This is a genomic window from Psychrobacter sp. AOP7-B1-25 (genome assembly GCF_052376195.1).
Classification (GTDB): Bacteria; Pseudomonadota; Gammaproteobacteria; order Pseudomonadales; family Moraxellaceae; genus Psychrobacter.
The window spans coordinates 103,202-118,386 of the sequence record NZ_JBQSVK010000004.1; the positions used below are offsets into that span (position 1 = coordinate 103,202).

At 41.5% G+C, this 15,185-nt stretch carries 6 protein-coding genes; 4 read left to right on the forward strand and 2 right to left on the reverse strand.

What is annotated here, in order from left to right; translation table 11 throughout:
• The first annotated feature begins 308 nt into the window (after positions 1–308).
• From ACT3QR_RS05750 to recD, 3 genes are all read left to right on the forward strand, one after another.
• Entirely contained in the window at positions 309–4,823 is a 4,515-nt protein-coding gene (locus ACT3QR_RS05750; RefSeq protein ID WP_444520430.1) for an exodeoxyribonuclease V subunit gamma, read from the forward strand.
• 60 nt (positions 4,824–4,883) lie between these two features.
• A complete protein-coding gene (locus ACT3QR_RS05755; protein WP_444520431.1) occupies positions 4,884–9,398 on the forward strand; it encodes a UvrD-helicase domain-containing protein in 4,515 nt (1,504 codons plus the stop codon).
• Between the two features lie 72 nt (positions 9,399–9,470).
• The gene (gene recD / locus ACT3QR_RS05760) at positions 9,471–11,660 is read left to right on the forward strand and encodes an exodeoxyribonuclease V subunit alpha (RefSeq protein WP_444520432.1); all 2,190 of its coding nucleotides are present in this window, start codon (positions 9,471–9,473) and stop codon (positions 11,658–11,660) included.
• A 105-nt stretch (positions 11,661–11,765) separates the two neighbouring features.
• Here recD and ACT3QR_RS05765 read toward each other — a convergent pair whose 3' ends face one another.
• Entirely contained in the window at positions 11,766–12,329 is a 564-nt protein-coding gene (locus ACT3QR_RS05765; RefSeq protein ID WP_444520433.1) for a hypoxanthine-guanine phosphoribosyltransferase, read from the reverse strand.
• A gap of 102 nt (positions 12,330–12,431) precedes the next feature.
• Positions 12,432–13,100, reverse strand: a complete 669-nt coding sequence (locus ACT3QR_RS05770; RefSeq protein ID WP_444520434.1) for a hypothetical protein — start codon at positions 13,098–13,100, stop codon at positions 12,432–12,434.
• Positions 13,101–13,419: 319 nt separating this feature from the next.
• Between ACT3QR_RS05770 and ACT3QR_RS05775 the strand changes: the two genes are divergently transcribed.
• On the forward strand, positions 13,420–15,102 hold the full coding sequence (locus ACT3QR_RS05775; RefSeq protein WP_444520435.1) for a carbon starvation CstA family protein: 1,683 nt from the start codon (positions 13,420–13,422) through the stop codon (positions 15,100–15,102).
• The last annotated feature ends 83 nt before the right edge of the window (positions 15,103–15,185 follow it).

Below are 15,185 nucleotides of genomic sequence, written 5' to 3' on the forward strand. Positions count from 1 at the left end.
TATTGTAATATCGGTATCTACACTAGTAAACGATAACCATCGATGGCACACTGATAGCAAATTTGGCATGTCAACGTTATCAGTAAATACGTAGAATTTGCTACTATAGTTGTTTTTATTTATGGCGTTCATGCTAGCAGAAATGCATCATCGTAACGACCACCAAACATGGATTCATGAGTATCGATTTTTGTTTTGTCTGGACGTTTTATAGCGTTTTTGACATTGGATACAGACATCCCATCTATAAGTGAAGCCTTTTTTATCAGTCCTAGTATCTAACCTTTATTCCAATCAGATTATTGTCTATGTTCACTATTATTCAGTCGCACCGTACCGAAAACCTCGTTGATCAATTGCTTGTACAATACCAGTCCAAGGATCAGCCTGTTTTTGAGCCTTTTATTGTCATTGTACCGTCCATGGTATTGGGCGACTGGTTGGATAAAACCATTGCTAGCCGTGCTGGTATTAGTACCTTGGTGCGTACTAAATTTTGGGGTCAGTATCAATGGACGCTGATGCAAGATGTATTGACCCGCCATAATGCGTACTTACTGGCGCAAAATTCTGAAGCGACAACGCTAAATGTACCCGAAGTGGCGGTGTTATCACCGACAGTGATGCAGTGGCGATTGTTTGGGTATTTGACTTATTATCAGGAGTCGATCGTTGCAGATGAAAAGCATCCAGTTCATCCACTACTTGCGTCTTTGATTGATGATCCGCAGGCAATTGCTCAGCAAGACAGCTTACAACAAGACAGTATGCGACAGGATAAGGCGCAACAAGATGCGCGTATTTGGCAGCTGGCAAGTGATTTGGCGAGAGTATTTAACCGTTACTTGACCCACCGTGAGGATTGGCTAGCATTATGGTCGCACAACAAGCCGCTGAATGTAGATGAGTTGATAGCGGATAAAGATGCCTTATCCCTACGCTTTGATAAATACGCGCGCGGCACGCCTGAGTGGTTGGTTGAGCATTATGTTGAGTTAGAAGGTGCCCAACGATTTTTGTGGTCGCATTTATTTGCCGATGTTCACTTACATCGTGTAGCACTGGAGCGTGCGTTTTGGTCAGCCTTAAAAGACAACAAGGCCAATGAGCGTGACCAGTTACCTAAAGTACTGCGTATATTTACCATTCAACAGCTGCCACAGACTGAGCTTGATTTTTTGCAGAGTTTGTCAAAATACATGGATATCACGTTATTGCATTACAACCCATCAAAGCTGTTTTGGGCCGATATCGTTGATAAATCTTGGCTACAGCGCCAGCAGATTATCAATCCTGAGAGTGTGTTTTTACGTGATTATGGTCACAGTTTGTTGTCACGTCTGGGTAAGCAGTCGCGTGATGCGTTTGCGATGCTTGCCAACTTATCAGGTAATGAGCAGTACGATGATTCGCTGGTTGAATGGCAAGATAATTTTGATGATACGCTGAGCGTTGGTTTTGATGATGAATTTTCTGCTGAATATATTGATGATAGCAACACTCAAAATAGTCCAAGCTTATTAAGGCGTTTGCAAAATGATGTGTTGATGCTTGATGAGCAATCTACCCAGCAAGCAACGGCTGCTACAGTCTCACAAGCGGTAAGTCAACAAGTAGAGCTAAGCTTTGATGAAGAGAAGCAAGAAACGGCTTGGTATGAAGATGAAGCGTTAGAGAATAAGCGCTTTGAGAAAGACCGTTTTTGGGCAATCTCCTCACAAGATAATAGCCTAAGCATTCATTCATGTCATAGCTTGCAGCGCCAGCTTGAAGTGCTGCGTATCATGATTGGCCGTTGGCTAAATGAGCCTATCAAAGCAGGTGAAAAAAAGCGTCATATCTCTGATATTGTGGTCTTGCTACCGGATGTTGAGCGTCATCATGCTCTGATTGGCTCTATCTTTGTCAATGGTAAAGGTCAGGATGGTTTGACTTTGCCTGCCAAGGTGACGGGTGTTGTCGATGCGGACATTCGCCAGTTATGGGAAGCGATTATTGGTTTTTACAAACTATTGGGTAGTCATAGCGCTCGTTTTGAAGCGGCTGAAGTATTAGACTGGTTGATGCTACCGCCTTTATTTGAAAGCTTTGGACTAACTCATGAGCAAATGAGCCGTGGTTGTGATTTGTTGGTGGAGGCAGGTTTTATCCGTGGTTTTGACGAGCTGCATCTTAAGCAAACGTTGGACAATAATGATTACGACTATCGCTTTAGTTTTGCACAGGCACTAGACAGACTAACCCTAGGTTTGATCATGCCAGAGGCTGAACTAAGCAACTGCTTATATGCTCTAAATGCCGATGAATGGCCAAGTACGGCATTACCAGAAATGACCTTGCCATTGCCACAAGTTAGCCTAAATGATGCGCTAATTGTGGAAGCACTTTGCCGCATTTATACCGGTTTGGTGGCACGTCGTGATGACCATACACAAAAAATGAAGGCGGAAGATTGGCTCGATCAAATTGAGACACAAGTTATCCATCGCTATTTTGGCGATGTAGATCAAACGCGTACCATGCGCGCCATCTATAACGCGATGAATGGTTTTAAATCAAGCCTACGAGCCAATCGTCATTATAGACAGTATTCTAGTGGTGCTATCGACAATAGAGAAGTAGAGCAGAGGCTGGCAGGTGTAGAGCAACTACCGCTCAAATTGAGCTTTATGCTAGACAGTATTGAAGCGGAGCTTGAGAGTCAGCAGGTCAGTGCCGAGCCCACTGGGGTAATCACCTTTGGTCGATTCGGTGCATTAAGAAATGTGCCGTTTGAGTTGGTAGTGATGCTTAATATGGATCTATCAGAGTTCCCTGCGCGTGATCGTGATAACCGCTATGATTTGATGAAAGCGACCAATGCCCGACGCGGTGATAGAGTGAGTGAAGATGATGATAATGGCGCATTTTTAGATGCGCTGCTGTGTGCGCGTAGTGCTTGCTGGATGTTTTATAACGGCCAAAGCTTGACGGACACTCATGAGCATCTGCCAGCCAATCCTGTGAGTGAGCTGTTGCAGTTCCTGCAAGGAGAGGTGCAATGGCAGGTGAACTCGCTTGAAGAGTTAGCAGCATTGCCCGAGAGTATTGATCCAACCACCGAGAGTCTCAAGCGCTATCTGCCTAAATTAATTAAGCAGTGGCTAGTGACTGAGCATCCTGCATTACCTTTTCATGAGAGTCTGTTTGAGGCAGAAATTGAAAGTGATGATGTTTCTGAGCAAGCGTCTCTTATTAACAATGATAACGTTGATATTAGTGCTCAGGATACCAACCCAGTTGATATGATTGATGAGTTAGACGCTTTGTTAAATATGGCCATGCGTAAAACTAAGCTGGCTCAGAAAAAGCAGTTTCCGCCTGCACCGATTTGGCAAGCAGTTTTTGATACATTAAAAGGTAGAGTGTCTAGTGAGTACAAGGAGCTGGTTGGCCTGCCCACAAAAGCACAGTATGAATCAATCGCGCAGGTGCTTGGTCAAGGCTTGGGACAGTTAGGCCAAGTAGATAGTCATACTTTGTCTACATTGGTTGATCTGTTGGCACTAGATACGGCTGCTGATGCTAGCGATGTCAATAGCATGACAGAATCGCTCATCCAAGCATTATCTGATAGCGTATTTGATATTGGGGAAATAGATATTGAAGGGGCATTGGTTTACCAAGTGCGCCATCCTGCCAAAGCGTTCTTACGGTCTCAAAAGGTGCATGTAGTGCAAGGTGAAGAAGCATTGTCACACCAAGAGCCGCTATTTTTAGATAACCTAACCAGCTATCAAATCAAAGATCATTTGATTAAACAATTGGTTACTGATGAAGGTAAGAGTAATGATTCTAATACAGTGGCTGGAACTGCGACTCCAATTTTGATGTATCAAAAAATTATGCCAGCTGGTGTCGCTCGCCAAACCACATTACCCAATCAACAACAAAAATTGCAACAGCAATGCGTAGAGTTCAAAGAACAATTAATTGCTAATGGCTTTGATGAAAGTAATATTCTTGACGAGAGTGAAGCAGATAGCGCTAGAGTATTGCAGCTATTGATGCCAACTGCCGAGCACCCTGTTCAAATAGAGCTAAAAAATATACTAAATAGTACTAATAGCGATTCAAAAGACCAAACAGATATAGAAGTGCTGCTCAAGCTATTGCCAAAAGTCATTAAAATAAAGGGCTCAGTACCGACATCCATACCGATAGATACGTACAGCAGCCACTCTCATATTAAGCCAGACGTGCCTTATGCTAAGCAATCACCTAAGCAGTGGTTAAATATCTTGCCCAATTCTGCCAGTCCTAGGCATTTACTTAAGTTTTGGTTGTCACATTTGTATTGGCAAGTGGCCAGACATACAACTGCCGAACAAATGGCATTAAATGACGGTATGAGTATTTGGCGCTTTAATAAGGTCAGCTCACAAGTTGGTAACTATAAAGATATAATCGCATTTAAACTAAGCCCAATTGTCTATGAAGACGCAGTAATTGAACTGATAAAATGGGCTGTTTTTGGCAAGTTAACGAGTCAAGTTCCTATCACGTTACTGCCAGAATATGCACTGAATTACCTTGATAAGTACCTAGCAGCTGAAGCAGGTGACGGCAATCGCTACTGGCCAAAACGTGCCGACTTCTCAGACTGGTTAAGACCTAACTATAACTCAGACACGGTATACGATACTTGCTCGCAGCATGCCATTTGGCAATATGTGCTACGTGACCAAGATGCGTTTAAGGCGTTATCAGCGGCGTTGACTACATTAGCCCAGCCACTATACGCGCCGATGTTTGATGCGTTAGCTAACTTAGATGGCCAATAGTTCAGAATAGTATTTTTGCTCTCTTGCTCTAATAGATAATAATTAAAAGTATGCGCCCATATGACAGACCCTACCAATATTATTGACTCATCTACACAACCGAACTTATTTGATGAATATTCAGATGAGCTGCCTGTGTCTGCTGAGCCTAAACATAAAGCTGATGTCATACCGGCAGTTGACGTCGATCTAACTGGCAAGCACTTAATTGAAGCTTCAGCTGGCACTGGTAAGACTTGGACGCTGACGGGTATTGTACTGCGCCTACTGATTGAAGCGCGACGTGCACCAGAGCAAATAATCGCCACAACCTTTACTCGAGCGGCCGCTGCCGAGATGCGTCAGCGTATCCACGACCGTTTGGTAGATTTTTATCAGTTACTACAATGGGTCAATAGCTTAAGTGCTGATACTAACAATAAAGAGAGCCTGTACCCTAACGTACTGCAAGTCATGCCTGAAAATGATGCTGAGTATATACAAACAGACGGTGATTCAGACGCAAATGTTGAAACGGGCATTGACGAGTTAAATCAAGACCTTGCTACTGATAAGCAAGTGGCGGCTGAGAAACGTAAACAAGCAAAAAAAGACCGTGAGGTCTGGCTGGTTAATCAGGCCAAATATGTACGCTTAGATAGCATGATGCAAGATCCTATTAACTTGCATCTCGTCGGTTATTTGCTAGATCACGTATACAGTTACCCTATGGCAGAAGCTATCAGACGTACGGCACTGGTACTAACTACCCTAGATAAGCTATTTGTAGGTACACTCGATAGCTTGGCACAAAAATGGTTGACAGAATACAGTAGCGAGACTGGTCACCAGCAAGGCATGGGCATTATTGAAGACAGCAGTATTGAGCAGGTCACCGATAGCATTATCCATGATGAGCTGCGTCAGTTTCAGAGTCGTCTGTATTATGAGCAGCCTAAACTCTACGCCCTAATGGATCAGCAAGGCAAGCTGTCTGCAGTGGACGATCATAAGAAATATGTGACGCGCTCGCTTAACTTTATTTCTGCGCCGATTGATGAGATAAGGCATGAGAAAAGCTTTGATTTTGAGGCATACGAAAAGCTAATCAATGAGTTTTCTCAGTTAGATTTAGCAGATATCCAGCCTTATTTGAATCCTGATTATAGAAAGTCTCAAGGATTCCGTGGTGGCTCTAATCTAATCAAACAGTTTAATGCCATTATCGATGTACATCGAAAGATATCGCAGTATCAGCTGACCTTTAACAGCTATTTAAATGAGAGCGAAAATAAGATTTTGACATCATTGCAGGATGCCAGATACCCCAATGAAGATGGCAAAATTAAGAACTTTAATAAGAATAAAGAAAAGGAACATCAGACACTTTTTGAGCTAGAGACCATTAGTAAATTAATGGCTATCTTAGACATGCTTGACAGTTTGAATCAGCATATTTTGTTGGTATTAGCCAATTTGAACCGTCATATTGTGCTGGCTGTGCGTAACAGGCTGCCAGTTATTTTAGAAGAGCGTGGCGAGACAACATTTAGTTTGCAAATGGTACGTTTAAACCAAGCATTAACTGGTCGTCAAGGAGATAAGCTGGCTCGTTATATTCGCCATCATTACCCTGTGGCATTGATTGATGAGTCGCAAGATATCAATGGTGAGCAAGCCATTATGATTGAAAGCATTTATTTGCCAAAGAACAAACGCAAACAGTCGGATGGTGATAAGCAGGCCACTACTAAGAAAACCAATCATGAGTTTCTACTATTGGTTGGTGATCCTAAGCAGGCTATTTATGGGTTTCGCGGTGGCGATGTGGCCAATTATAACTACATGAAAGCCCAGTTTGATAAAAGCGCGCTTTGGACGCTTGATATCAACCGCCGTTCAAATGCGGGTGTGATTAACGCATTGAACTGTTGGTTTGGTATGGCTAATGCAACAACTGCTGAGAATAAGCTGTCTCAGCTAGGTACTGGGATTCATTATCAACATATCACAGCAGCAAAACCGGAATATGAGCTGTCTTGGTTTAATGCGTCAAATAGTTTGGATGATGTACTGGTGACAGAGGTGCTCTCTGCTCAGCCAGTGAGCTTATTGCACTTGCCTTATGACAAGGAAAAAGAGTTTGATTACGATGAGCATGAAATCACAGCTCGCCATATAGCCACTTTGCTTGCTAGTAGCCAGACGCTTAAAGGCAAGCCTATTCAGCCCAGTGATATTGGGGTACTGGCACGTGCCAAAAAGGATTTGAAACGAGTTGAAGATGAGCTAGTAAAACTTAATGTGCCGACCTTGACCACCAGTGATGTCAGCATCTTTGAGACTATTATGGCAGAAGATGTGGCAGCATTGCTGAGTGCTATGTTATACCCGTATCGTCATGACATGATTAATCGGGTATTGACCAGCCACCTATATGGACTGAGTATCAAAAACATCAAAGCCATGATGACAGACCATGAGTCAGGCATTACCGAAGGTAGCAGTGCACCAAGCGCCCATTCAAACAGTTCTAACTCGAAAGGCCTCTCAGCTAACGACGCTACTGACAATAAAAAGAGCTATCAAGACTTTATTACCTATCTAAAAGAAGGTGCACAGCGTTGGCAACACTTTGGCATATTGTCGGCGCTGCATTATTTACTAGATAAAAGCCCCGTACAGCCGCAAGGCGTTTGGCAAGCCTTAGCTGCGCATCCAGAAGGTGACCGTCATATTATGGACTTGCGTCATGTGATGGACATCTTGGCGCAATACGGTTTAGGTATGGGCGAGTATGAGTTGCTGGCTTGGTTCAGGCAGCAGATAGATACAGCGCCCAACAGTGATTGGGCTAAGCAATATCCACTGCCGACAGAGTCTGGCGTGCAACTAATGACCATTCATAAGTCAAAAGGGCTTGAGTTTCCTATTGTCTATGTATTGGGGATGGGCGATGCCAGTAGGAAGTCTGGCAATAAAGAAGACTATGGCCTGTATTTATATAACGCGCAACAAGCGCCTTCAGCGCTAGTACAGCAGTCGATAGACAGTCAATCAATGGGAAATCAGCGCCGCTTCTCACCACTGCAAGGCTCTGCTACGGATGAGGGCTATTATACTGATATCGAGACACAGGAAGGTTTTGATGAGATAAGGCGGCTTGGTTATGTAGCATTTACTCGGGCCAGTGAGCAGCTTTATGTTGTGCTGCGAGATCCGAGTAACAAGACAGGATTTGAGCTAAAGCCAGTATTTTATTGGTTTGAATCTGCAGAGGCAAAGTTTGAACTACCTGATAGGCTCAAAGGTATCGTAGGTATGCTCAGAGGTCATAAAGTTAATGAGTTTTATGACAATAATTACGTAAACAATGGTGCTAACTCAGCAGGTATAAATGACAATGTTCAGCTAACCGAAGCCAAGTCAGGTACTTATAAGCCCACGACAGAGGCTATTGAATACGCGCCATTTGCAGAGGTGATGAAAACCAATTATTTTTATGGTTGGGCCAAGACCAGCTTTACCGCTTTGGCGCGTCAGCTAGATGAATCTACACAAGCAATGGCGATAGTAGATGAGCGTATTGATGATGCGATAAATATTGATATGACAGCGTCTTCAGTTTCGAATATATCTTCACTTGATAACGACGAATCTCTCGAACAAGATGATGAACTCAGTCTCAAGCCAGAAGATGATATCCGCTTTACTTTTGTAAAAGGTGCCAATGCTGGTACATTTTTGCATGAGATATTTGAACAAATAGATTTCGCCAACAAAGCACAGTGGTCTCAGGTAATTGATAGAGCGATTAATAGTTATCAGTTGCCGCTCATATATAGTAGTGCGGAACAACAGGATCGTAGATCACAAAGTAAGACACCAAAAAATCGCGATGGATTCAAACTTGAGTCAATAGACACAACAAAACATGAGGCATTGATTAATTGGATCGAAGAAGTGCTTCATGTACCACTATTAGCTTCTAATCAACCCTTGATTGCTCTTGATAAAGGTAAACGATTTGCCGAGTTAGAGTTCAATATGGGGCTGTCAGAGAGTTTTAAAGCACAGGATATCAGTAATCTTTTTCAACAGTATTTACCTGATGAGATAGATAAGCACGTCACTCTAGTGCCACAAAACAAAGCACATCTATATCGCTATCTAAGAGGTGAGGTTGACTTAGTGTATGAGCATGCTGGCAAGTATTATGTGGTCGATTATAAAAGTAACTTCTTAGGAAATAGCCTAAGCGATTATAATGAGAATACACTCAAGCAAGCAATGTCCAAAGCAGGGTACTGGTTACAAGCAGCAATCTATCAAGTAGCATTACATCGGTTCCTTGCGATGAGAATCAGTGATTATGTAGGTAACGAAGATAAGTATTTAGGCGCCGTAGAGTATGTGTTTTTGCGCGGTGTGTATGACCCAAGTGCTCAGGCAGCTACTACGTCTATATCACAAGATGAGGTTCAGTCTAATCACGACAACTTGAGTAATAGTAGCTGTTATGGACTGGTTACTTGGGATATTCCCATCGCTTTTATCAAAGGTTTAGATGCATTGTTTGGCCTACCTAATCAATAAATCTCATATAACAATCATGTAACCAGAAGTTATTACAGTAGTTAATTAGATTAACCAAGAGATCAGTATAAGATGAGTAATAATAAAAAAAGTAAGTCAGCCATTAGCCTACAAGAGAGCTGGGCAAGTAATCTGAGTGATTATATTTTGCTACGCCGTCAACAGACACATGTAGCGTATGACGCAGCAGATGCAAACACAAATGATGAAAGCAAAAAAGTCGGTAAGTCAGAAGACAGTGATTTATTTACTGCTCTATTTGTTATTTTAGCGGCTCATTTAGAAGAAGGGCATACTGTATTAACCATTGATGCAGCCGATTATGAAGCTCCTATGCAAGGTCAAATTAATGGAGAAGACGTCACATTATATGTATGGCAGCAGCAATTATTAGAGATATTAGCAACACCAGTTTTTGCACTGATTGATACCCAGATAAAAACGCAAATAGATACGATAACGGAGACATCGCTATTTGTATTATTAGATACTCTATTTTGTCAGCGAGAGTACCTGTGGGCGCAGCTAGTACTTAGTAACCATGAAAAAGAGACGTTGATCAAACGTTTTGACGCGATCACTATATTATATCAGCGCTTAAAAAATAGCGACTTAAGTACTTTCGTTCATTCAATTTATGAGCACGCTTTATTTGCTAATGTTGATACAAATACTAATGTTGATAACTATCAAAATAGCCTAAGAAAAAAAAAACAGCCAATTATTTTCCAGATAACTGAAAGTGAAAAAACTAAAAAATCGACAATCACATTTTGGCTACACCGCACATGGCAAGCAGAGTTTAATTTAGCGAAGCATATCAATCATATTTTGAGTCAGCAGATAGTGCCTTTAGATATCGTTATGCCTGAGAACTTAAATGACCAGCAGATAGCCGCTATCAATGTGGCAAATAATAATGCATTTAGTATCATTACTGGTGGCCCAGGGACAGGTAAAACCTATACCGTTGCTCAGTTAGTCATCGCGTTGCAGCAAGCGACAGAGGATAGGGGAGATGAGTCTGAACATATTAAGTTTAGTACGGACAGTGCTAGCCTAGCATTAGCAGCGCCAACGGGTAAGGCGGCCCAGCGTATGCAAGAGTCTCTGCAGGCGGCTTTAGACGACGCAAATGTAGATCTGCAATTACAAGAAGCAAAAACCATCCATCGTCTACTAGGTATTGGTCGAACAGGTAGACCACGTTACGATGCTAAAAACCCACTGGGTGAGAGTATTATCATCGTTGATGAAGCATCTATGCTCGGAGTTGAGTTGGCCAACTATCTTGTGAGTGCAGTAAAGCCAGGTGCTAGACTGATATTATTAGGAGATGCGAATCAGTTAGCAGCCGTCGATGCAGGAGCAGTATTGGCTGATCTCTGTCGCATTCCGCTACTGCAACCCATTCATGCAGAACTAACCGAGAGCCGCCGATTTAGCTCCGAGTCAGGTATCGGTAAACTTGCTACTCAAATCAATAAAGTAGAGACAAATCTTCAAGCTATTTGGCAGTTATTAAGACAAGACGATGCCTTAAATTTCCAATACGTTAATACGTTACGAGCGGAACCTATATTAAATAACCAGCTAAAAAATAGCCTAAGCAAAGAAAAAAATATCTCAAAAATCTCGAATGGTTACCAGCCATACGTAAATAAAATTAAAAATTTACTAGAAGATATAATAGAAAAATCCGTGCCAGAGTCAGTTAAAAATACTATTTCTTCGCTAATGGACGTATTTAATCAATTTAGAATCTTAACTGCTGGTCATAATGATGAGTGGGGCGATCATTATATTAATAACTATCTCACTCAATGGCATCTTACAGAGTTAAAGTTACCATTAGGTCAAAATACATGGTTTCATGGTCGACCTGTTATGGTGCTACAAAATAATTATGAGCTTGGATTATTCAATGGTGATATTGGTTTCTGTTTACAAACATCAGATGAAAAAAACCAATTAGAAGTTTTCTTTGAAAATAAGACACAAGGGATAGCTGTCAATTTGTTAAATGAAGAGGTAATAGCCACAGCTTATGCAATGACGATTCATAAGTCGCAAGGATCTGAATTTGATCATGTTGCCATCACTTTTGATAATAGTCATGCAAGATTGCTGAGTAAAGAGCTCATCTATACGGCAGTGACTCGTGCTAAGAAGCAGGTAACAATATATAGTACAAAACATGCCCTAGAAAAAGCAGTTCAAACACCGACTGAACGCCATACTGGTTTGGCATTACAATTCTAATAATTCGCTCAGGTTATTATTAGCATAATAATTCAACCCAATAAAAAAGCATCCAATTTGGATGCTTTTTTAGGACTTAACGATTCGTTAAATCAAATCTAATACTTAAACTTTATCTTCTTTGATGGCATAGATACCTGGAAGATGACGCAAGTAACCATGAAAATCCATACCACAACCATAAACATAGCGATCTGCAACGTCAATACCCACAAAGTCTACATTGAAATCAGTAACTTTGCGATCATGCTGTTTATTAAGCAAAACGCAAGACTCAAGTGACAGAGGCTTTTCTTTACTTAGCTCTTCAACAACTGCTTTCAAGGTAACACCTTCGTCAAAGATGTCATCGATTAGCAATACGTGTTCACCTTCGATACTAACATCAGGCTTAAATTTCCAATCAAGATCGTTAGTACCTTCGTTATCACGATAACGGGTTGCATGGATATAGTGCATGCGATGATAGAACGTAAGGTGTGTCAATAGTTGACCAGCTGGGATCAATCCGCCGTTCATAACGACCATAACGATTGGGTTTAGACCAGCATAGTGTAGATTTAGCTGAGCGGCCAAACGCTCATAAGCAGCAGCTACTTCGATACTGCTGATAAGGCACTCTGAGTTGCGTAATGTTTTTTCAATTTCTTGGTTACTGATTTGGGTCATCGGGTGCGCCTTTGGTAAAAAGTGCCGCTTATTTTAGCAAATTTTAAAAAAATTTCCCAATAGCATATGACTGTTGAGACAAAATTATTCCAAATTTTAGGGTTATTCTGGTTTTTCTATAATAAATGGACGGTAATAATTAGCCAAACGATTTAATGAGCTGTCAGGCAAGTCTGGTAATAGCTTATTCAGTGCCATGCTCATGCCTTTATCAATTGCCGATTTGGCAACTGGCACTGATTTACGCTTGATCATACCGAGTTTTAAAGTCTCAGCATAGCGACTAACAAAATGGGTCAATGTTTCTTCGTTCATGGTTTCGAGTGCTGTTTTAAACTTGGTTCTATCTACATGTTCAGGTGTGATAGCAGCAAAGCCTTCAACGATAGTTTTAGCATCTGTTTCTGACAGCTTGAAGCCAACACGTTTAACACCTTTATTGTCTGTAAAAGTTGCATGATCTCTTAAAAAGTTAAAACTTGGCAATACGTCTTTATTATTTTCTTTACCTAGTAAGATATTCAGCAGAGTGTCCGTTGCACGTTCAATCGTACCAACGATTTTACGCATAGAAGCTTGACGCTCAGGATTTGGAATAATTTCTACCAAACCAATCAATAGGTTGTCGGTAAGGTCACGTGCTGTCTGATGAGTAAGGGCATCGCGATAAGGGTAGTACTCTATATTTTCATTTGAAGCAACGACTTGTTCGGCCTCGCTAATTAAATCTTTTAGTTTGTCCGAGGGTACGAATCCAAAATAATGTGCCATTGTACTTCCTTTATTTGTTGTTTTTTATGTTTTACTGACGTTACATTTATCGTTAAATCGGTTATTATTTGCACAAAGTGACAATCTTATACTAAATGACAATCAAAGACTCATCACATCAGACGCTAGTTAGTGACATGCCTTAGTTATAAAATATATGACTTTGTTGATTGGTAACATTTAGCGAATTGCTGAAATTTACCCAAATGACAGGTGAGCTGAGTCACTCATCGCACACTAATTTAGCATATTTTCCATATTTTAATCCAAAAAGCTTGAACTTATAAGGCTACCGACTACTTGTCTAGGGAGAGATAAGATGAATAGTGCTATTGTACTACTATTCGGCGTTGCCGCCATGCTCTGCGGTTACGTGTTTTATTCAAAATTTATTGCCACCAAAATCTTAGCATTGGACAGCAGTCGTCCTACCCCAGCACATACGATGAAAGATGGGATCGACTATGTTCCTACTAATAAATATGTACTATGGGGGCATCATTTTACATCGGTGGCAGGGGCTGCGCCAATTATCGGCCCCGCAATTGCAGTAATTTGGGGCTGGGTACCTGCCGTCCTTTGGGTGGTTTTCGGTACTATTTTTATGGCTGGTGTACATGATATGTCAGCTATTTGGGCAAGTATGCGCAATAGAGGCCAGTCGATTGGTTCTATTGCGGGTAATGTCATGGGCACCCGTGTCCGCAGCTTGATGATGGTTGTTATCTTCTTATTACTACTGATGGTCAATGCTGTATTCGGCGTGGCTATCGCTAACATGATGATTAAGACGCCATCTGCTGTGTTGCCAGTTTGGGGTGCCTTAGTGGTTGCCTTTATCATTGGTCAGTGTATCTATCGCTACAATATGAATTTGATCTGGGTATCAATTATCGGGGTCAGTGCTTTGTATGGGTTGATCTATCTTGGCCCTATGTTCCCTATTGTGTTACCTGAAACCATTATGGGTTTACCTGATAATGCGGTATGGATCTTGATTTTATTTAGCTATGCGGCTATTGCGTCGTTGTTGCCCGTATGGATGCTGCTTCAACCTCGCGATTACATTAATGGCTTACAGTTATTTGTCGGTTTGATTTTGTTATATACGGCTATTTTTATTGGTACCCCTGATATTGTAGCACCGGCTGTTAACACGTCACTGCCAATGGATACACCTTCATTGCTGCCATTGTTGTTTGTGACGATTGCTTGTGGTGCCATATCTGGTTTCCATGGTTTGGTCGCAACGGGAACAACTTCTAAGCAGATTGATAAAGAAGAAGACGTTCGTTTCGTTGGTTACTTCGGCGCATTGGGCGAGGGTATGCTGGCGCTTGGAGCAATCCTTGCGGCTACCGCAGGTTTTGCAACTCTTGGTGATTGGCAGGCGGTCTATCAAAAATTCGGTGATGGCTCTATCGGTGCATTCATCGACGGCGGTGCGACCATCTTGAATGCAGGTGTTGGTATCGACATGGTGCTATCACAGACCATGCTTACGGTAATGGCAGCGCTATTTGCTGGTACTACGATGGATACAGGTGTACGTTTACAACGTTATATTTTCCAAGAATTTGGCGAGTTTTATAACTTACCAATATTAAGTAAGAGTGTTGTCGCAACATTACTAGCCGTTGGTACTTGTTTACTACTAGCATTTGGGGCTGGTGGTATTGATGGGGCTGGTGGTATGATTATTTGGCCACTATTTGGTACGACCAATCAGCTAATGGCTGCATTAACCTTGATGATTGTAACGGTTATCTTGTTACGTAAAGGCAAGCCTGTCTGGTTTACCTTAGCACCGTTGTCGTTCCTATTAGTAATGACCGTATTTGCACTATTGATTCAGCTTAAAACTTTTTTCACGGATGGAAATTGGCTGCTTATCATTATGGACATTATCATCTTGATCGCTACTATTTTAGTGACTTTTGAGAGTCTGTCTGTGCTACGTAAAGAATGGTCATTGCATAAAGGTAAAAGCAGTGACGTTTAAACATTAAATTATATTAAATTATATTAAATGCCTGTTTAATAAAAAACGCTAGCAGCAATTGCTGGCGTTTTTTGTATCATATA

Coding starts and splice junctions, on each gene's coding strand:
- ACT3QR_RS05750 (WP_444520430.1), top strand. CDS start 309: ATGTTCACTATTATTCAGTCGCACCGTACCGAAAACCTCGTTGATCAA.
- ACT3QR_RS05755 (WP_444520431.1), top strand. CDS start 4,884: ATGACAGACCCTACCAATATTATTGACTCATCTACACAACCGAACTTA.
- recD (WP_444520432.1), top strand. CDS start 9,471: ATGAGTAATAATAAAAAAAGTAAGTCAGCCATTAGCCTACAAGAGAGC.
- ACT3QR_RS05765 (WP_444520433.1), bottom strand. CDS start 12,329: ATGACCCAAATCAGTAACCAAGAAATTGAAAAAACATTACGCAACTCA.
- ACT3QR_RS05770 (WP_444520434.1), bottom strand. CDS start 13,100: ATGGCACATTATTTTGGATTCGTACCCTCGGACAAACTAAAAGATTTA.
- ACT3QR_RS05775 (WP_444520435.1), top strand. CDS start 13,420: ATGAATAGTGCTATTGTACTACTATTCGGCGTTGCCGCCATGCTCTGC.